Consider the following 18,045-nt stretch of genomic DNA (forward strand, 5'->3'; position numbering starts at 1 on the left):
GCCTCTTAACCGCAAGCAGCCGAGGGGCACAAGCGGCTTATGCCGCGGCAAAGCTTGCGCCAAGCTGACCGACGCCCCTTTTCGGGCGAGCCGAATGCGCCTAAGCGATGCGCCATGTTTTCGATTTCACGCATTTTCGGGTCGCGCGCCGACCCGCGCGAGGCGCGCCGTCCGTTGTGGAACGCCGTCGTCGCGGCGGCGCGCGCACCGCACTGGTACGTCGAGGGCGGGGTTCCCGACACGCTCGACGGACGTTTCGACATGATCAGCCTGATCCTCGCGCTGGTGCTGCACCGGATCGACGACGCCCCCGACCAGGCGCTCGCCGGGGTCGAGCTCACCGAATTGTTCGTCAACGACATGGACGGCCAGATGCGCCAGGTCGGCTTTGGTGACATGGTCGTCGGCAAGCAGGTCGGACGGATGGTCGGCGCGCTCGGCGGGCGGCTCGGCGCCTACCGCGCGCCCGACGGGTCCGACGCGCTCAAGGCCGCGCTGGTGCGCAACCTGTGGCGCGGCGTCGAGCCGGACGCCGAAGCGCTGGCGCATGTGATGGCCGCGACCGCGAAGCTGCGGGCGGCGTTGCAGGCGATGCCGGTCGAGGCGCTGGTCGTCGCCGACAGGCTCCCCGAATGACCGCGACCGAATTCTCGCACATCGTCACCGTCGCCGAGGCGGGGCCGGGGCGCAGCGTCGCGATCGAGGCCGACGCCGACGCGCGCGCCGCCATCGCGCGGCGGCTGGGGCTCGTCGAGCTTGGCCATTTCGCGCTGTCGGCCGAGGTGCGCGCGGTGGCGGGCGGGATCGCCGCCCGCGGCGAGGTCGTTGCCAAACTCGTCCAACGCTGCGCCGCGACCGACCTGCCCCTTCCCGCGACGATCCGCGAGCCCTTTGACCTGCGCTATTTGCGCGATGTGGCGGCGGGGGCCGGCGAAGATGACGAGGTCGAGATCAGCAGCGACGACTGCGATATCCTCCCGCTCGAAGCCGAACGCATCGATTTGGGCGAAGCGGCGGTGCAGACGCTGTCGCTCGCGCTCGACCCCTTTCCGCGGCATGCGGACGCCGACCGCATCCTCGCCGAAAAGGGCGTGCTGAGCGAAGAACAGGCGGGGCCGTTCGCCGCGCTGGCCAAGCTGCGCGGCCAGGCGGACGGCTAGGGTCGGGACCGTAGGGTCAGGACCCTAGAGGCGCTCGTCGGGCTTCGGCTTCGCGTCTTGCTCGATCAGATCGGCGACCGCGGCGTCGAGGCCCGATTCCGCCGCGGCCTCCTCTTTGGCCGGCGGCGTTTCGGCGTCAGGCGCGCCGGCCTCTTCCGCCGCCTTTTCGGCGCGCGTCGGGGGCAGCGCCCCGCCGAGCGCAGCGGCCAGTCCCGCGAGCTGTTCGCCAATCACCGTATCGACCGCCGGCGCGATCTGCGCGACCTTGAAGCGCATATAGCCGCCGACGACATAATCGAAGCGCAGCGCGCTGCCCGTCGGGGTTTCCTTGATCTGGATCGTCAGCGTGCCGGTCACCGCCTCGCTTTGCAGCGGACCGAGCGCGCCCGAGAGGCGCAGCAGCTCGTTCGGCCGCGCATGGATGATGCGCGCGTGCTGGACGCTGCCGAGGCCGTCGCCGCTGCCGGGGATTTTCTCGCAGAAACAGCCGCCGGCCTGCGAATCGAGCCAGAAGTTGGCGGCGTCGCCGGTCCAGCTATGCTCTTTCGACCACCATTTTTGCGGCATGCGGAGCATTTTCCACACATCGGCGGGGGTCGCGGCGACCTGCGCCGTATGCGCGACGGTGAAGCCCGCCTCGCTTTCGTCGATGACCTTTGCCGACGCGGGCGCCGCGAGCAGCGCCGTGGCGGCGAGAATTGTCGGACAGATGTAAGTGCGCATAGCCAAATCCCCCAATGGCCCGACCATAACGGGCCGCTGGGGGGCTGGCTAGCAGCCTATCCGGCGGGCGCGAAAATCGCTTCGATCGCGTCGTTGACGCTCGCGATCGCCGCCATGCCGTCGACGCGCGCGACGATGCCGCGCGCTTCGTAGATCGGGAGGATCGGCGCGGTCTTGGCGCGATATTCGGCCATGCGCGTTCGTACCGTTTCCTCATTATCGTCGGGGCGGCGCTTGAATTCCTGATTGCCGCAGACGTCGCACGTGCCGGCGACCTTGGGCAGCTTGTAGCGGTCGTGATAGCCTTCGCCGCAGTTGGCGCAGGAAAAGCGTCCGGTGATCCGGTCGACCAGGGCATCCTCGTCGACGAGCAGCTCGATCACATGGTCGAGCTTGCGGCCGCGTTCGGCGAGGATCGCGTCGAGCGCCTCGGCCTGGGCGGCGGTACGCGGATAGCCGTCGAAGATGACCGATGTTTCGCCGCCGAGTTCGTCGAGCCGTTCGCCGATCAGCCCCGACACGATCTCGTCGGAGACGAGCTCGCCTGCGTCCATCACGGCTTTCGCCTGCATGCCGATCGGGGTGCCGGCCTTGACCGCCGCGCGCAGCATGTCGCCGGTCGACAGCTGGACCATGCCATGCTCGTCCTCGAGGCGCGACGCCTGTGTCCCCTTGCCCGCCCCCGGCGGTCCAAGCAAAATGATGTTCAGCGTCATCGGAGCCCCTGTTGCCTTTGTCCTGGTCGCTTTGCCGTAGCGAGGCGGTCAGCGCCGTGCAACGCCGCCCTTCAATTTCGCCTTTTTGATCAGGTCGCCATATTGGTGCGCGAGCATGTGGCTCTGGATCTGGCTGATCGTGTCGATCGTCACGTTCACGATGATGAGCAGGCTGGTGCCGCCGAGATAGAAGGGCAGCCCCGACTGCGCGATGAAATATTCGGGAACGAGACAGATGAGCGCCAGATAGGCCGCGCCGATCACCGTGATGCGCGTCAGCACATGATCGAGATAGGCGGCGGTGTTCTTGCCCGGACGGATGCCGGGGATGAAGCCATTCTGGCGCTTCAGATTGTCGGCGGTTTCCTCGGGATTGAAGACGACGGCGACGTAGAAGAAGCAGAAGAAGATGATCCCCGCAGCATAGAGCAGCATATAGAGCGGCTGGCCGTGCGCGAGATACTGGTTGAGCGTGATCAGGAAGTCGCCGGTCGCGGTGTCGCCCTGGACATTATTGCCCATCATCTGCGTGACGGTCAGCGGCATCAGCAGCAGCGACGAGGCGAAGATCGGCGGGATCACGCCGGCGGTGTTGACCTTGAGCGGCAGGTGGCTGCGGTCGGCCTGCATCCCGCCGCGCTGTGTCGCGCGCTTCGGATATTGGACGAGGACGCGGCGCTGCGAGCGTTCCATGAAGCTGATGAAAGCGATGATGGCGATACCGCCCGCGATCACCGCGATCACGGTGCCGCCGCCCATCGATCCTTCGCGCACCTGCTGGAACATCTGCGCAAAGCTGCGCGGCAGCTGCGCGAGGATGCCCGCCATGATGATGAGCGAGACGCCGTTGCCGATGCCGCGGCTGGTAATCTGTTCGCCGAGCCACATCAGGAAGAGCGTGCCGCCGACGATGCTGATGACCGCGCCGATGCGGAACATCATCCCCGGATCGACGACCGCGCCGATGCCCTGGCTCGCGCCGAGCGTTTCGAGCCCGACGGCGACGAAATAGCCCTGGATCGCGGTCAGCGCGACGGTGCCGTAGCGCGTATATTGGTTGAGCTTCTTGCGCCCGCTCTCGCCCTCTTTCTTGAGCGCGGCGAGGCTCGGCGACAGCGCCGAGGCGAGCTGGACGACGATCGACGCCGTAATATAGGGCATGACGCCGAGCGCGATGATGCTCATGCGCTCGAGGCTGCCGCCCGAGAAGGTGTTGAAGATGTCGAGGACGCCGCCCGACGCCGCCTGGTCGTAAAGGCGCGACAGCGCGACCGGGTCGACCCCCGGCAGCGGCACGAACGACAGGAAGCGGAAAACGATGAGCGCGCCGATGGTGAACCAGATGCGGTTCTTGAGCTCGGTCGCCTGGCCGAATTTCGAGAAATTCAGGTTGGAAGCAAATTGGTCGGCGCGAGAGGCCATGATCTTCTTTCCTCGAGTGCGGACCGCGCCCCCCGCGACCCGGCGCCTATGTGCGTTCGCATGGAACGAAGCGCAAGGGGAAAGGCCCTATTTTACGCGGCGGGCCGAGGGCGTGGACCGCTGTCATTGTCCGTTCGCATCGAGCGACGTCGCGATGCCCCTGAATCCTGGGTTGTCCCGAGGGGCATCAACCTTCGATCGACCCGAACGGGAATGCGGGTCAATCGAATGACGAAGGGGCGACACGCATTGCGCGCCGCCCCTTCGCCTGATTATTTTGCCTTGGCGTCGGCGCGGCGCTGGGCCTTCTTGCCCTCGGGCGCTGCTTCCTTGACTTCGGGCAGTTCGACCTTGCCGCCGGCCTTTTCGACCGCCTCGATCGCGCCCTTCGACGCGCCGGCGACCGCAAAGGTCAGCTTGGCAGTGAATTCGCCCTTGGCGAGGAGGCGGACGCCGTCCTTGCCGCCGCGCGCCACGCCCGCGGCCTTGAGCGCCGCGTGATCGACGGGCTTCTTCGCGTCGAGCTTTTTCGCGTCGACGAGCTTCTGCACCTGGCCAAGGTTCACGATCGCGAAATCCTTGCCGAAGATGTTGTTGAAGCCGCGCTTCGGCAGACGCATGTGGAGCGGCATCTGGCCGCCCTCGAAGCCGTTGATCGAAACGCCGCTGCGGCTCTTCTGACCCTTTTGGCCGCGACCGCCGGTCTTGCCCTTGCCCGAGCCGATCCCGCGCCCGACGCGCATGCGGCCCTTGCGGGCACCGTTGTTGTCACGAAGGTCGTTGAGTTTGATAGTCATGTTGCACTCGCTTTCGCTGTGTTCGCGCTATGGGCTGACCGCCGCGGCGGATCAGTCCGGTTCGATTTCGCTCGATGGCTGAAAGCCGGGATAGGGTCCGGCCTTTTCCATCACGATGGCCTGGGCGACATAGCCGCGGCCATCGACGCTGGTAATCGACGGGCTTCCGTGAAGTTGCCATCCCCGGTTGAGCAGCCCCTCGACCCGCGCACAAAAGGCGCTGTCATCGGGACCGGTCAACAGGCGATAGAGCTTCATTCAGCCCTCGACGACTTCCACCATGTGCGGAAGCTTGCGGATCATGCCGCGCACTTCGGGCGTGTCGACCAGCTCGACCTCGCGGTGCATCTTGCCCAGGCCGAGGCCGGTCAGGATAGCGCGCTGTTCCTTCGGACGACGGATCGGCGAACCGATCTGGCGGATCTTGATTGTCTTGTCGGCCATGTTCTTACTCCGTCACCGCGGCGGCTTCGGCCTCGGCGGCGCGATCGGACGAGCCGCCGCGCTTGATGAGGTCCGACACCTTCTTGCCGCGACGCTGCGCGACCGACTTGGGGCTCGTCTGTTCGCCGAGCGCCTCAAAGGTTGCGCGGATCATGTTATAGGGGTTCGAGGTGCCGACCGACTTGGTCACCACATCGGCAACGCCGAGCGATTCGAACACCGCGCGCATCGGGCCGCCGGCGATGATGCCGGTCCCCGCGGGCGCCGAGCGCAGCGTGACATTGCCGGCGCCGAAATGGCCGCGGCCGTCATGATGCAGCGTGCGGCCATCGCGCAGCGGAACGCGGATCATCGCCTTCTTTGCCGCGGCGGTCGCCTTCGAAATGGCTTCGGGCACTTCGCGCGCCTTGCCGTGACCGAACCCGGCGCGGCCCTTGCCGTCGCCGACGACGACGAGCGCGGCGAAGCCGAAGCGCTTACCACCCTTCACCGTCTTCGACACGCGGTTGATGTGGACGAGCTTTTCGATCAGCTCTTCGCCACCATCGTCGTCGCGCGGACGGCGATCGTCGCGGCGGCCACGGCCACCGTCACGTCCGCCGCGACCACCGTCGCGACCGCCACCACGACCGCGGCGCGGGGCCTGGTTCGTGACTTCGGCGTTGGTGGTTTCGGGCGCCAGGATCGCCTCGGGCTGGTTGCCCTGACCCGTGGTGTTTTCGTCTGCCATCATTAAAACTCCAATCCGCCTTCGCGTGCCGCGTCGGCCAGCGCCTTGATGCGCCCGTGGAACAGGAAGCCGCCACGGTCGAACACGACCTGCGTCACGCCCGCCTTCTTGGCGGCAGCGGCGAGGCGCTTGCCGACATCGGCAGCCGCAGCAGCCGTCGCGCCGGCCTTGCCGCGGACATCCTTGTCGAGCGTCGAGGCAGCAGCGAGCGTGCGGCCAGCGGCGTCATCGATGAGCTGCGCATAGATGTGACGGCCCGAACGGTGCACCGAAAGGCGCGGACGCCCGGCGGCGCGCTGACGGAGCGCAGTGCGGACGCGCTGGCGGCGTTTTTGGAAAGGGGTAAGATGTGCCATGGCTTACTTCTTCTTGCCTTCTTTGCGGAAGATGTACTCGCCGCGATATTTGATGCCCTTGCCCTTATAGGGTTCGGGCTTGCGCCAACGGCGGATTTCCGCCGCGACCTGGCCGACCATCTGCTTGTCGATGCCGCTGATCTCGATCGTCGTATTGTCCGGCGTCTTGATCTCGATACCCTCGGGTACCGCAAAGTCGACATCGTGGCTGTAGCCGAGCTGCAGCTTGAGCGTCTTGCCCTGCGAGTTGGCACGATAGCCGACGCCCGAGATTTCGAGCGTCTTGGTGAAGCCCTCGGTCACGCCCGTGACGAGGTTCTGCACCAGCGTGCGCTGCATGCCCCAGAAGGCGCGTGCTTCGCGCGTGTCGTTCGCGGGCTGGACCGAGATGCTGCCTTCGCCGACTTCATATTTGATGTTGTCGGAAAGCGGCATCGCGAGCGTGCCCTTGGGACCCTTGACCGACAGCTCGCCGCCGTCGATCGCGGCGGTGACGCCGCTGGGGATCTCCACTGCCTTTTTACCAATGCGCGACATCAGAACACCTCCGCCAGCACTTCGCCGCCGACATTATGCTCGCGGGCTTCGGCGTCCGAGAGGACGCCCCGCGGGGTCGACACGATGGTGATGCCCAGGCCGTTGCGCACGATCGGCAGCTCTTTCGAACCCGAATAGACGCGGCGACCCGGCTTCGAGACGCGGGCCACGTGGCGGATCGCCGGCTGGCCTTCGAAATATTTGAGCTCGATGCGGATGCCCTTGTGCTGGCCCCGCACGCCCAGCGCTTCTTCGCTGTAGCCGCGGATATAGCCTTCGCGCTGGAGAACATCGAGAACGCGGACGCGCAGCGTCGAAGCCGGCGTCAGGACGCTGTCCTTCTTCGCCTGCTGGCCGTTGCGGATGCGGGTGAGCATATCACCCAGAGGATCGGTCATTGCCATCTTGCGTCTTCCTTACCAGCTCGACTTCACAACACCGGGGATCAGGCCCTTGTTGGCCAGATCGCGGAGCTGCACGCGGCAAAGCCGGAACTTGCGATAATAGGCGCGCGGACGCCCCGTGAGCTCGCACCGGTTGCGGATGCGGGTCGGGTTTCCGTTGCGCGGGATTTCCGCCATCTTGAGGCGCGCGATCAGACGCTCGCCATCGTCGAGCGACGTGTCCGCCGCAATCGCCTTCAGCTTCGCATAACGGCCGGCATATTTCTTCACCAGCTTCTTGCGACGCTCATTCTTGTTCATCGAACTCAGTTTCGCCATGACTTAAGTTCTCTTTCCTTCTTGAAAGAGCCGGCCTGGTCCCCTCGCGGGGCTCAGGCGGCTTCCTTTTCCTGCGCTTCGATCGGGAAGGGGAAGCCGAACAGCTTGAGCAGTTCGCGGGCTTCATCGTCCGTGCGAGCGGTGGTGGTCACGATCACGTCCATGCCGCGCACCTGATCGATGCGGTCATAGTTGATTTCGGGGAAGATGATCTGTTCCTTGAGGCCCATGGCATAGTTGCCACGGCCGTCGAAGCTCTTCGCCGACACGCCGCGAAAGTCGCGGATGCGCGGCATCGCGATCGTGATCAGACGATCGAGGAACTCGTACATGCGTTCGCGGCGCAGGGTGACCTTGCAACCGATCGGCATGCCTTCGCGCAGCTTGAACTGGGCGATCGACTTCTTGGCCTTGGTCACGACGGGCTTCTGCCCGGCGATCAGCTCCATTTCGGCTGCCGCGGCTTCGACCTTCTTCTTGTCCTGCGTGGCTTCGCCGACGCCCATGTTGAGCACGATCTTTTCGATCTTCGGCACTTCCATCGCATTCTTGTAACCGAATTTCTCGGTCATCGCCTTGACGATCTTGTCGTCATAGAGCTTGCGCATGCGCGGGGTGTAGTTGTCAGCCATTGAGAGTCTCCCCGGACTTCACGGCCACGCGGACCTTCTTGCCGTCCTTGGTTTCAAAGCGGACGCGCGTCGGTTTGCCGGTCTTGGGATCGGCAATCGCGACCTTGCTGGCGTGCAGCGGCGCTTCCTTGCGTTCGAGGCCGCCCTGCGGGTCCTGCTGGCTCGGCTTCTTGTGACGCGTGATGATGTTGACGCCCGCGACGACGACCTTGCCGTCCTTCGGCAGGCTCTGCGTCACTTCGCCGGTCTTGCCCTTGTCCTTGCCGGACAGGACGACGACCGTGTCGCCCTTCTTGATCTTGGCCATACCCATGGTCAGAGCACCTCCGGCGCCAGGCTGATGATCTTCATATAGCCCTTGCCGCGCAGTTCGCGGACGACGGGGCCGAAGATACGCGTGCCGATCGGCTCTTCATTCTTGTTGACGAGCACGGCGGCGTTGGTGTCGAAACGAATGACCGAGCCATCGGCGCGGCGCACATCCTTCGCGGTGCGGACGATGACGGCGCGATGGACATCGCCCTTCTTCACCTTGCCGCGCGGCTGCGCTTCCTTGATCGACACGACGATGACATCGCCGACGCCGGCCACGCGACGCTTCGACCCGCCCAGCACCTTGATGCACTGGACGCGCTTCGCGCCGCTGTTGTCGGCGACTTCCAATTGTGACTGCATCTGAATCATCGATGCATTTCCTTCTTCCTTGGCCTACCGGGCCGTCCCGGCGGTTCCGTGAAAATCCTTAGCCTTCGGCCGCGGCGGGGGCAGCCGTTGCCGGCTTGCTGTGAGTGTCGACCTTGTCGAGCACCTTCCACGTCTTGAGCTTCGAAATCGGCTTCGTTTCCTCGATGCGGACGGTTTCGCCAGCCTTGACGCTGTTGTCCTCATCGTGGGCGTGATACTTTTTCGAACGCCGGATGATCTTCCCGTAGAGCGGGTGCTTCACCTTCCGCTCCACCTTCACCACGACGGTCTTGTCGCCCTTGTCGGACACCACCGTGCCGGTCAGAATGCGCTTCGGCATGACAGTCTCCTTACTTGGCCGCGGCGCGAACGCGCGCGGTCTGTTCGGTCTTGATGCGCGCGATCGAACGGCGCACTTCCTTGACCCGCGAAGCCTTTTCGAGCTGGCCGGTGGCGGCCTGGAAACGCAGGTTGAACGCCTCGCGCTTCAGCTCGCCCAGCGATTCGGACAGCTGGTCGTCGGTCTTCTTGGTCACATCGTCGGTCTTGGCCATGGCCCTCAACCCTCCAGGTGCGAGGTGTCGCCGAGGCGGGCGACGACCTTCGTCTTGATCGGCAGCTTCATCGCCGCGCGTTCGAACGCCAGCGCGGCCACCGGGCCGGGGACGCCGTCGAGTTCGAACAGGATGCGGCCGGGCTTGACGCGGGCGGCCCAATATTCGGGCGAACCCTTGCCCTTACCCATGCGGACTTCGGCGGGCTTCGACGACACGGGGACGTCGGGGAACACGCGGATCCACAGGCGGCCCTGACGCTTGATCGCACGGCTGATCGCGCGGCGGGCCGCTTCGATCTGGCGCGCGGTGATGCGCTCGGGTTCCATCGCCTTCAGGCCATAGGAGCCGAAGTTCAGGCTGGTGCCGCCCTTGGCATTGCCGTGGATGCGGCCCTTGAATGCCTTGCGGAACTTGGTTTTTTTCGGTTGCAGCATGTCAGCAGTCCTTAACGGCGATCATCGCGCGCCGGGCGCACGCCCGACGTTTGCGCGTCGAGCATCAGCCGGTCGGTCGCCATCGGGTCGTGGCCAAGGATTTCGCCCTTGAAGATCCACACCTTGATGCCGCACACGCCATAGGCGGTGTGCGCTTCGGCTTCGGCATAGTCGACATTGGCGCGCAGCGTGTGCAGCGGCACGCGGCCCTCGCGGTACCATTCGGTGCGCGCGATTTCCGCGCCGCCCAGACGGCCGGCGCAGTTGATCCGGATGCCTTCGGCGCCCAGACGCATCGCCGACTGGACCGCGCGCTTCATCGCGCGGCGGAACGCGACGCGGCGTTCGAGCTGGTCGGCAATGCCCTGCGCGACGAGCTTCGCATCGACTTCGGGCTTGCGGATTTCGACGATGTTCAGCGACACGTCGCTGCCCGTCATCTCGCCGAGCGCCTTGCGCAGCTTTTCGATGTCGGCGCCCTTCTTGCCGATGATGACGCCCGGACGGGCGGCATAGATCGACACGCGGCACAGCTTTGCGGGACGTTCGATCACGACCTTCGAGATCGCCGCCTGCGGCAGGGCCTTGAACACATATTTGCGGATCTTCAGATCCTCGATCAACATGCGTCCATAGTCCTGGCCTTCCGCGAACCAGCGGCTGTCCCAGGTGCGGTTGACCTGCAGGCGCAGGCCGATCGGATTGCTCTTCTGGCCCATCTTACGCCTCTTCTTCCTGTTCGCGCACGACGATGCGGATACGGCTGAACGGCTTGACGATCCGGGTCGACTTGCCGCGGCCGCGTGCGTGCCAGCGCTTCATCGAGATCGACTTGCCGACGCTCGCTTCCTTGATGACCAACGCATCGACATCGAGGTTGTGGTTGTTTTCCGCGTTGGCGACGGCGCTGGCGAGAACCTTGCGCACGTCGACCGCCATCGCCTTCTTCGAGAAAGCGAGGACGTTCATCGCGTCTTCGACCTTGCGGCCGCGGATCAGCGCGGCGACGAGGTTCAGCTTCTGCGCCGAACCGCGAATCTGCGTGCCGACCGACAGCGCCTCATTGTCCGCAACGCGGCGGGGGGATTTTGCCTTGCCCATTAGCGTTTGCCCTTCTTGTCGGCCGCGTGACCGGGGAAGAAGCGCGTCGGCGCAAATTCACCCAGCTTCATGCCGACCATGTCTTCATTGACCGACACCGGCACGAACTTGCGACCGTTGTAGACGTTGAAGGTCAGCCCGACGAACTGCGGCAGGATGGTGGACCGACGCGACCAGGTCTTGATCGGGGCAGAGCTGCCGCCGTCCTGGGCCGATTCGGCTTTCTTGAGGAGATGAAGGTCGACGAACGGACCCTTCCAGACCGAGCGAGCCATGACTTACCTCTTCTTCTTCGCGTGACGCGACCGGATGATCATCTTGTCGGTCGACTTGTTGTGACGCGTGCGTGCGCCCTTGGTCGGCTTGCCCCACGGAGTGACCGGGTGACGGCCGCCCGAGGTCCGGCCTTCACCACCGCCGTGCGGGTGATCGACCGGGTTCTTGGCGACGCCGCGAGTCAGCGGACGCTTGCCGAGCCAGCGATTGCGGCCGGCCTTGCCGAGGTTGGTGTTCTGGTTGTCGGGGTTCGACACCGCACCGACCGTGCCCATGCACTCGCCGCGGATATACCGCTGCTCGCCCGAACCGAGACGCACGATGACGAGGCCGCGGTCACGACCGACGACCTGGGCATAGGTGCCTGCCGAACGGGCGATCTGGCCGCCCTTGCCCGGCTTCATCTCGATATTGTGGACGATCGTGCCGACGGGCATCTGCGACAGTTGCATCGCATTGCCCGGCTTCACGTCGGTCTTCTTGCCCGCGATCACCGTGTCGCCGACGCCGAGGCGCTGCGGCGCGAGGATATAGGCGAGTTCGCCGTCCTCATATTTCACCAGCGCGATGAACGCCGTGCGGTTCGGGTCATATTCGAGCCGCTCGACGGTGGCCGGCATGTCCCACTTGCGACGCTTGAAGTCGATGAAGCGGTACTTCTGCTTGTGGCCGCCAGCGATGCCGCGCGAGGTCACATGACCCTTGTTGTTGCGGCCACCGGTCTTGCGCTTGCCTTCGGTCAGCGCCTTGACGGGCTTGCCCTTCCACAGCGCCGACTTGTCGACGAGGATCAGGCCGCGCTGCGCGGGGCTGGTCGGATTATAGGATTTGAGTGCCATTTTCTCTGCCTTCCCCTATCCGTCAGACGCCCGTGGTGACGTCGATCGACTGGCCTTCGGCCAGACGAACGATCGCCTTCTTCACGTCGCTGCGGGTGTAGGGCTTGCCCTTCCAGCGCTTGGTCTTGCCCTTGGTGACGAGCGTGTTCACGCCGAGCACCTTGACATCGAACAGCGCCTCGACGGCCGCCTTGATTGCGGGCTTGGTCGCATCGTTGGCGACGCGGAAGACCACGGCGTTGTTTTCGCTGAGCAGCGTCGACTTTTCGGTGATCACCGGAGCGAGGATCACGTCATAATGACGCGCATCGACTGTTTTTGCCTTAGCCATTGAAGCGTGCCTCCAGCTTTTCGACGGCCGCGCGGGTCAGGACCAGCGTGTCGGCGCGCATGATGTCATAGACATTGGCACCGATCGCCGGCATCGCGTCGATGCCGATCAGGTTGGCCGATGCCATCGCGAAGCTTTCGTGGACCGCATCGCCGTCGATGAAGAGCGCGCGATTGCCGAGTTCGAGCTTGCCGAGCTTGCCGGCGAGCGCCTTGGTCTTCGCGTCCTTGAGCTCGAGCGTGTCGAGGACGACGAGCTTGCCGCCCTTCGCCTTGTCGCTGAGCGCCATCTTGAGGCCGAGCGTGCGGATCTTCTTGTTCAGCGAGTGGCCGAAGGTGCGGGCACGAGGGCCATGCGCCTTGCCGCCGCCGATGAAGATCGGCGCCTTGCGGTCGCCGTGACGCGCCGTACCGCCGCCCTTCTGGCGACCGAACTTCTTGCCGGTGCGCGACACGTCGCTGCGTTCGCGCGCGGCACGCGCCGGCGCGCGGCGCTTTTCGAGCTGCCACGCGACAACGCGGTGCAGGATGTCGGCACGCGCATCGACGCCGAAGACGTCATCGTTAAGGTCGATGTCGGCGCCAGCCTTGCCATCGAGGGTCTGAACCTTGACCTTCATGATCAGGACTCCTGTGCGCCGTCGGTCGCCGCGGTGTCGACGACGGTGTCTTCCACCGGCGTTTCGACCGGCGCGTCAGCCGGGGCTTCGTTGCTGTTGGCCGCGCTCTTGATGCCCGCCGGATAGGGGGCCTCGGGGTGGCGCGGCAGCTTCACCGCATCGCGAACGAGCAGCCAGCCGCCCTTCGAGCCAGGGACCGAACCCTTGACGAAGAGAAGACCGCGCTCGACGTCGGTGCGGACGATTTCGAGATTCTGCTGAGTGCGATTGCGCGCGCCCATGTGGCCGGCCATCTTCTTGTTCTTGAAGACGCGGCCCGGATCCTGGCGGTTACCCGTCGAACCATGCGCACGGTGGCTGATCGAAACGCCGTGGGTCGCGCGCATACCGCCGAAACCCCAGCGCTTCATCGCACCGGCAAAGCCCTTGCCCTGCGTCACGCCCTGGATGTCGACGATCTGGCCGGCGACGAAATGGTCGGCCGACAGTTCGGCGCCGACGTCGAGCGTCGCGTCGTCGGCGACGCGGAATTCGACGAGCTTCGCCTTCGGCTCGACTTCGGCCTTGCCATAGGCGCCACGCTGCGGCTTGGCGACATTCTTCGCCTTGGCCGAGCCGGCACCCAGTTGAACGGCCACATAGCCGTCGCGTTCCTTATCGCGGACGGAAACGACCTGACAGCCTTCGAGGCTCAGGATGGTGACGGGCACGTGGCGGCCGTCGTCCTGAAACAGGCGGGTCATCCCCATTTTCTTCGCGATCACGCCAGTGCGCATGATCTTCACTCCTCAACAGAGGCCGGGCGGACCATTCCGCACGGCTTGCGGGACCCACGAAGGCATTGCCTTCACGGAACCCTCCCAGCCCGAATTTTGTGCATCGCCCCGTCCGGGCTGAGGTGCCGCATGTCCCGAAGGACCGTTGCGGCGAGACGGGGGACGCGGCCCGGACCATGATGCTTCAGCGAAGCGGTCCGGCGGTATCCACCCTATCGTCGGTCCGGATCGCTCCGGACTTGTGCCATCGCCGAAGCGGCTGGCCGATAGAGACCCCGGATCAAGTCCGGGGCTAAAGGTAAATTGGCTTAGGCCAATTTAATCTCGACATTCACGCCCGCGGCGAGGTCGAGCTTCATCAGCGCGTCGACCGTCTGCGGGGTGGGCTGCACGATGTCGAGCAGCCGCTTGTGGGTGCGCACCTCGAACTGCTCGCGCGACTTCTTGTCGATGTGCGGGCCGCGGTTCACGGTGAATTTTTCAATGCGCGTCGGCAGCGGGATCGGGCCGCGAATAAGCGCTCCGGTACGACGCGCCGTGTCGGCGATGTCGGTGGTGGCCTGATCGAGCACGCGGTGATCAAAGGCCTTCAGGCGAATGCGAATATTCTGCGTTTCCATGACTGTTCCAGTCGAATCCCGTCTGACGATGCGAAAGAGCCGAAATGGCCACTGCCCGCCCCCGCAGGGAGGCCGGCGCGGCCATCAAAAACCTTTAAGCTACGAGCCGCGCGAATCGATCCGAATCGCGCGGCTCGCGGCCCTATATTACTTTGTGATCGAAGCCACAACCCCTGCGCCGACCGTGCGGCCACCTTCGCGAATAGCGAAGCGCAGACCCTGGTCCATCGCGATCGGGGCGATCAGCTTGACCGACAGCTGGACGTTGTCGCCCGGCATCACCATCTCGGTGCCCTCGGGGAGGATGACCTCGCCGGTGACGTCTGTGGTGCGGAAGTAGAACTGCGGACGATAGTTCGCAAAGAACGGCGTGTGACGGCCACCCTCGTCCTTCGACAGGACATAGACTTCCGAGGTGAATTCGGTGTGCGGCGTGATCGAGCCGGGCTTCGCCAGAACCTGGCCACGCTCGACTTCCTCACGGCCGACGCCGCGGATCAGCGCACCGATGTTGTCGCCGGCTTCGCCCTGATCGAGCAGCTTGCGGAACATTTCAACGCCGGTGACGACGGTCTTCTTGGTGTCCTTGATGCCGACGATTTCGACTTCTTCACCAACCTTGACCACGCCGGTTTCGACACGGCCGGTGACGACGGTGCCGCGACCCGAGATCGAGAACACGTCTTCGATCGGCATCAGGAAGGGCTTGTCGAGCGGACGTTCCGGCTGCGGAATCCAGCTGTCGACGGCTTCCATCAGCTTCAGAATGGCTTCCTTGCCGATGTTGTCGTCGCGGCCCTCGAGCGCGGCAAGCGCCGAACCCGGGATGATCGGAATATTGTCGCCGTCGAAGTCGCGCTTCGAAAGTTCTTCGCGGATTTCGAGTTCGACGAGTTCGAGCAGTTCGGGATCGTCGAGCTGGTCGACCTTGTTGAGGAACACGACCATGGTCGGAACGCCGACCTGCTTCGCGAGCAGGATGTGCTCCTTCGTCTGCGGCATCGGGCCGTCAGCGGCCGACACGACGAGGATCGCGCCGTCCATCTGCGCGGCGCCGGTGATCATGTTCTTCACATAGTCGGCGTGGCCCGGGCAGTCGACGTGCGCATAGTGGCGCGCGCCGGTTTCATATTCGACGTGCGCGGTCGAGATGGTGATGCCGCGCTCGCGCTCTTCGGGAGCCTTGTCGATGTTCGCGAAGTCGACGGCGGTGCCGCCGGTCGTTTCGGCGAGCACCTTGGTGATCGCGGCGGTCAGCGAGGTCTTGCCATGGTCGACGTGACCGATGGTGCCGATGTTGCAGTGCGGCTTGTTCCGCTCAAATTTAGCCTTGGCCATGTTGTTGAACCTTCTTGTTCATTGGGTTGGGTTGATCAGTCCTGGCCGACGCCCGCTGAATCAGGCGCCGCCCTTAGTAGGTCTTGCCGCGCGGTGCAAGCCCGCGCGGCCTCGACCATCAGGCCATCTTGGCCTTCACTTCTTCGGCGACGTTGGTCGGCACTTCTTCGTAATGCGAGAATTGCATCGAATATTGCGCACGGCCCTGCGTGAAAGAGCGCAGCTGGTTCACATAGCCGAACATGTTCGCCAGCGGCACCATGGCCTCGACAACCTGCGCGTTACCGCGGCTGTCGGTGCCCTGGATCTGGCCGCGACGGCTGTTGAGGTCGCCGATCACGTCGCCCATGAATTCCTCGGGCGTGACAACTTCGACCTTCATCACCGGCTCGAGCAGCTTGATGCCTGCCTTTGCCGCGACTTCGCGCATGGCTGCGCGGCCCGCGATTTCGAACGCCAGCGCCGACGAGTCGACGTCGTGGTAGGCACCGTCGACGAGCTTGATCTCGAAGTCGATGATCGGGAAGCCGATCATGTGCCCGTTCTCGGCCGATTCGCGCATGCCCTTCTCGACCGACGGGATATATTCGCGCGGAATGTTGCCGCCCTTGATCTCGTCGATGAAGGTGATGCCGCTGCCGCGTTCGCCGGGCGCAACCTCGATCTTCACGCGGCCGAACTGACCCGAACCACCCGACTGCTTCTTGTGGGTGTAATCGACGGCCACCGGCTTCGCGAGGCTTTCGCGATACGCCACCTGCGGCGCGCCGACATTCGCCTCGACCTTGAACTCGCGCTTCATGCGATCGACGAGGATGTCGAGGTGAAGCTCGCCCATGCCCTTGATGATCGTCTGACCCGATTCATGGTCGGTCGAAACGCGGAAGCTGGGGTCCTCGGCGGCCAGACGATTGAGCGCGACGCCCATCTTTTCCTGGTCGGCCTTGGTCTTGGGCTCGACCGACAGCTCGATGACCGGCTCGGGGAATTCCATACGCTCGAGGATGATCGGCGCGCTCGTGGCGCAGATCGTATCGCCCGTCGTGGTTTCCTTGAGGCCGGCGAGCGCAACGATGTCGCCCGCATAGGCTTCTTCGATGTCCTCACGGCTGTTCGCATGCATCAGAAGCATACGGCCGATCTTTTCCTTCTTGTCCTTCACCGAGTTCAGATAGGTGCCTTTCGACAGCGTACCCGAATAGATGCGCGCGAAGGTGAGCGAGCCGACGAACGGGTCGTTCATGATCTTGAACGCGAGCATCGAGAGCGGCGCCGAGTCCGACGTCGCGCGCGAATCGGCTTCTTCCGAATCGGGGTTGATGCCCTGAACGTCGGGGATGTCGAGCGGCGAAGGCAGATAGTCGACAACGGCGTCGAGCAGCGGCTGAACGCCCTTGTTCTTGAATGCCGAGCCGCAGAGCACGGGCACGAACGACTGGTTCAGCGTGCCCTTGCGGATCAGCGCCTTCAGCGTCGCGACGTCGGGCTCTTCGCCTTCGAGATAGGCCATCATCGCATCGTCGTCCTGTTCGACGGCGAGCTCGATCAGCTTCTGGCGATATTCGGCCGCCTTGTCGGCGAGGTCCGCGGGGACGTCGACATATTCGAACTCGGCCCCGAGGCTTTCATCCTTCCAGATGATGCCGCGGTTGTTGACGAGATCGACGAGGCCCTTGAAATCGCCTTCGGCGCCGATGGGAAGGTACAGAACAGCCGGCGTCGCGCCGAGGCGATCGATGATCGTCTGGACGCAATAATAGAAATCGGCGCCGGTGCGGTCGAGCTTGTTGATGAAGCACATCCGCGGAACCTTGTACTTGTCCGCCTGACGCCACACGGTTTCCGACTGCGGCTCGACGCCAGCCACGCCGTCAAACGCCGCGACCGCGCCGTCGAGGACGCGCAAGCTGCGCTCGACTTCAATCGTGAAGTCGACGTGTCCGGGGGTGTCGATGATGTTCAGGCGATGCTCGGGGCCATTGCCCTCTTCGGCTTTCCACAAGCAAGTGGTGGCCGCGGACGTGATGGTGATGCCGCGCTCCTGCTCCTGTTCCATCCAGTCCATCGTCGCGGCGCCGTCATGGACTTCGCCGATCTTGTAGGACTTGCCGGTGTAGTAAAGGATACGCTCGGTCGTCGTGGTCTTGCCGGCGTCGATGTGCGCCATGATACCGAAATTGCGATAGCGTTCGAGCGGATGGCTGCGTGCCATGGTCTTTTCCTTGGACTTG

General features: G+C 64.5%; 29 protein-coding genes. 2 read left to right on the plus strand and 27 right to left on the minus strand.

Features of this window, described 5'->3' with window-relative positions; genetic code table 11:
• Nucleotides 1-114 precede the first annotated feature (114 nt).
• Entirely contained in the window at nt 115-636 is a 522-nt protein-coding gene (locus tag JI743_RS11705; protein WP_201928477.1) for a ubiquinol-cytochrome C chaperone family protein, read from the plus strand.
• The gene (locus tag JI743_RS11710; RefSeq protein ID WP_201928478.1) at nt 633-1,160 is read left to right on the plus strand and encodes a YceD family protein; all 528 of its coding nucleotides are present in this window, start codon (nt 633-635) and stop codon (nt 1,158-1,160) included. The genes JI743_RS11705 and JI743_RS11710 overlap by 4 nt, the downstream gene beginning before the upstream one ends.
• Nucleotides 1,161-1,184: 24 nt before the next feature.
• Here the strand turns inward: JI743_RS11710 and JI743_RS11715 are convergent, their stop codons facing one another.
• From JI743_RS11715 to fusA, 27 genes are all read right to left on the minus strand, one after another.
• Nucleotides 1,185-1,883 carry an SRPBCC family protein gene (locus JI743_RS11715; RefSeq protein ID WP_201928479.1) on the minus strand — a complete coding sequence of 233 codons (699 nt, stop codon included), beginning with the start codon at nt 1,881-1,883 and terminating at the stop codon, nt 1,185-1,187.
• Between the two features lie 56 nt (nt 1,884-1,939).
• Nucleotides 1,940-2,593 (minus strand): adenylate kinase, encoded by a 654-nt coding sequence (locus JI743_RS11720; protein WP_201928756.1) that lies wholly within the window; start codon nt 2,591-2,593, stop codon nt 1,940-1,942.
• A gap of 54 nt (nt 2,594-2,647) precedes the next feature.
• Complete coding sequence (gene secY / locus JI743_RS11725) at nt 2,648-4,021, minus strand: preprotein translocase subunit SecY (protein ID WP_201928480.1); 1,374 nt, start codon at nt 4,019-4,021, stop codon at nt 2,648-2,650.
• A 272-nt stretch (nt 4,022-4,293) separates the two neighbouring features.
• Nucleotides 4,294-4,818 carry a 50S ribosomal protein L15 gene (rplO, locus tag JI743_RS11730; protein WP_201928481.1) on the minus strand — a complete coding sequence of 175 codons (525 nt, stop codon included), beginning with the start codon at nt 4,816-4,818 and terminating at the stop codon, nt 4,294-4,296.
• A 51-nt stretch (nt 4,819-4,869) separates the two neighbouring features.
• The gene (locus JI743_RS11735; protein WP_037556386.1) at nt 4,870-5,076 is read right to left on the minus strand and encodes a DUF1737 domain-containing protein; all 207 of its coding nucleotides are present in this window, start codon (nt 5,074-5,076) and stop codon (nt 4,870-4,872) included.
• Entirely contained in the window at nt 5,077-5,262 is a 186-nt protein-coding gene (gene rpmD / locus JI743_RS11740) for a 50S ribosomal protein L30 (RefSeq protein WP_201928482.1), read from the minus strand. It abuts the gene before it with no gap.
• Between the two features lie 4 nt (nt 5,263-5,266).
• Complete coding sequence (gene rpsE, locus JI743_RS11745) at nt 5,267-5,992, minus strand: 30S ribosomal protein S5 (protein WP_227340097.1); 726 nt, start codon at nt 5,990-5,992, stop codon at nt 5,267-5,269.
• A 2-nt stretch (nt 5,993-5,994) separates the two neighbouring features.
• Nucleotides 5,995-6,348 carry a 50S ribosomal protein L18 gene (gene rplR, locus JI743_RS11750; RefSeq protein WP_201928483.1) on the minus strand — a complete coding sequence of 118 codons (354 nt, stop codon included), beginning with the start codon at nt 6,346-6,348 and terminating at the stop codon, nt 5,995-5,997.
• Between the two features lie 3 nt (nt 6,349-6,351).
• Nucleotides 6,352-6,885, minus strand: a complete 534-nt coding sequence (rplF, locus tag JI743_RS11755) for a 50S ribosomal protein L6 (RefSeq protein WP_201928484.1) — start codon at nt 6,883-6,885, stop codon at nt 6,352-6,354.
• Complete coding sequence (rpsH, locus tag JI743_RS11760) at nt 6,885-7,289, minus strand: 30S ribosomal protein S8 (protein ID WP_201928485.1); 405 nt, start codon at nt 7,287-7,289, stop codon at nt 6,885-6,887. The genes rplF and rpsH overlap by 1 nt, the downstream gene beginning before the upstream one ends.
• Before the next feature lie 12 nt (nt 7,290-7,301).
• Nucleotides 7,302-7,607 (minus strand): 30S ribosomal protein S14, encoded by a 306-nt coding sequence (rpsN, locus tag JI743_RS11765; RefSeq protein WP_201928486.1) that lies wholly within the window; start codon nt 7,605-7,607, stop codon nt 7,302-7,304.
• 53 nt (nt 7,608-7,660) lie between these two features.
• Nucleotides 7,661-8,239, minus strand: a complete 579-nt coding sequence (gene rplE, locus JI743_RS11770; RefSeq protein WP_201928487.1) for a 50S ribosomal protein L5 — start codon at nt 8,237-8,239, stop codon at nt 7,661-7,663.
• A complete protein-coding gene (gene rplX, locus JI743_RS11775) occupies nt 8,232-8,552 on the minus strand; it encodes a 50S ribosomal protein L24 (RefSeq protein WP_201928488.1) in 321 nt (106 codons plus the stop codon). The genes rplE and rplX overlap by 8 nt, the downstream gene beginning before the upstream one ends.
• 2 nt (nt 8,553-8,554) lie before the next feature.
• Nucleotides 8,555-8,923 carry a 50S ribosomal protein L14 gene (rplN, locus tag JI743_RS11780; RefSeq protein ID WP_201928489.1) on the minus strand — a complete coding sequence of 123 codons (369 nt, stop codon included), beginning with the start codon at nt 8,921-8,923 and terminating at the stop codon, nt 8,555-8,557.
• 58 nt (nt 8,924-8,981) lie between these two features.
• Entirely contained in the window at nt 8,982-9,263 is a 282-nt protein-coding gene (gene rpsQ, locus JI743_RS11785) for a 30S ribosomal protein S17 (RefSeq protein WP_201928490.1), read from the minus strand.
• 10 nt (nt 9,264-9,273) lie between these two features.
• Nucleotides 9,274-9,477, minus strand: a complete 204-nt coding sequence (gene rpmC, locus JI743_RS11790; protein WP_201928491.1) for a 50S ribosomal protein L29 — start codon at nt 9,475-9,477, stop codon at nt 9,274-9,276.
• Nucleotides 9,478-9,482: 5 nt separating this feature from the next.
• On the minus strand, nt 9,483-9,914 hold the full coding sequence (gene rplP / locus JI743_RS11795; RefSeq protein ID WP_120221711.1) for a 50S ribosomal protein L16: 432 nt from the start codon (nt 9,912-9,914) through the stop codon (nt 9,483-9,485).
• An 11-nt stretch (nt 9,915-9,925) separates the two neighbouring features.
• Nucleotides 9,926-10,633 (minus strand): 30S ribosomal protein S3, encoded by a 708-nt coding sequence (rpsC, locus tag JI743_RS11800; RefSeq protein WP_201928492.1) that lies wholly within the window; start codon nt 10,631-10,633, stop codon nt 9,926-9,928.
• Between the two features lies 1 nt (nt 10,634).
• Nucleotides 10,635-11,015 carry a 50S ribosomal protein L22 gene (gene rplV, locus JI743_RS11805; protein WP_194953100.1) on the minus strand — a complete coding sequence of 127 codons (381 nt, stop codon included), beginning with the start codon at nt 11,013-11,015 and terminating at the stop codon, nt 10,635-10,637.
• The gene (rpsS, locus tag JI743_RS11810) at nt 11,015-11,290 is read right to left on the minus strand and encodes a 30S ribosomal protein S19 (protein ID WP_201928493.1); all 276 of its coding nucleotides are present in this window, start codon (nt 11,288-11,290) and stop codon (nt 11,015-11,017) included. The genes rplV and rpsS overlap by 1 nt, the downstream gene beginning before the upstream one ends.
• A 3-nt stretch (nt 11,291-11,293) precedes the next feature.
• A complete protein-coding gene (gene rplB / locus JI743_RS11815) occupies nt 11,294-12,130 on the minus strand; it encodes a 50S ribosomal protein L2 (RefSeq protein ID WP_201928494.1) in 837 nt (278 codons plus the stop codon).
• A gap of 22 nt (nt 12,131-12,152) precedes the next feature.
• The gene (locus JI743_RS11820) at nt 12,153-12,461 is read right to left on the minus strand and encodes a 50S ribosomal protein L23 (RefSeq protein WP_201928495.1); all 309 of its coding nucleotides are present in this window, start codon (nt 12,459-12,461) and stop codon (nt 12,153-12,155) included.
• Nucleotides 12,454-13,080, minus strand: a complete 627-nt coding sequence (rplD, locus tag JI743_RS11825) for a 50S ribosomal protein L4 (protein ID WP_201928496.1) — start codon at nt 13,078-13,080, stop codon at nt 12,454-12,456. Before rplD ends, JI743_RS11820 begins: the two co-directional genes overlap by 8 nt.
• Nucleotides 13,081-13,082: 2 nt before the next feature.
• The gene (gene rplC / locus JI743_RS11830) at nt 13,083-13,856 is read right to left on the minus strand and encodes a 50S ribosomal protein L3 (RefSeq protein WP_201928497.1); all 774 of its coding nucleotides are present in this window, start codon (nt 13,854-13,856) and stop codon (nt 13,083-13,085) included.
• Between the two features lie 308 nt (nt 13,857-14,164).
• Nucleotides 14,165-14,476 carry a 30S ribosomal protein S10 gene (rpsJ, locus tag JI743_RS11835; RefSeq protein ID WP_011543089.1) on the minus strand — a complete coding sequence of 104 codons (312 nt, stop codon included), beginning with the start codon at nt 14,474-14,476 and terminating at the stop codon, nt 14,165-14,167.
• A 147-nt stretch (nt 14,477-14,623) separates the two neighbouring features.
• Nucleotides 14,624-15,814 (minus strand): elongation factor Tu, encoded by a 1,191-nt coding sequence (tuf, locus tag JI743_RS11840; protein WP_201928498.1) that lies wholly within the window; start codon nt 15,812-15,814, stop codon nt 14,624-14,626.
• A gap of 118 nt (nt 15,815-15,932) precedes the next feature.
• A complete protein-coding gene (gene fusA / locus JI743_RS11845; protein WP_201928499.1) occupies nt 15,933-18,026 on the minus strand; it encodes an elongation factor G in 2,094 nt (697 codons plus the stop codon).
• Nucleotides 18,027-18,045: the final 19 nt, after the last annotated feature.

This window comes from Sphingopyxis jiangsuensis (genome assembly GCF_016734905.1).
Lineage (GTDB): Bacteria > Pseudomonadota > Alphaproteobacteria > Sphingomonadales > Sphingomonadaceae > Sphingopyxis > Sphingopyxis jiangsuensis.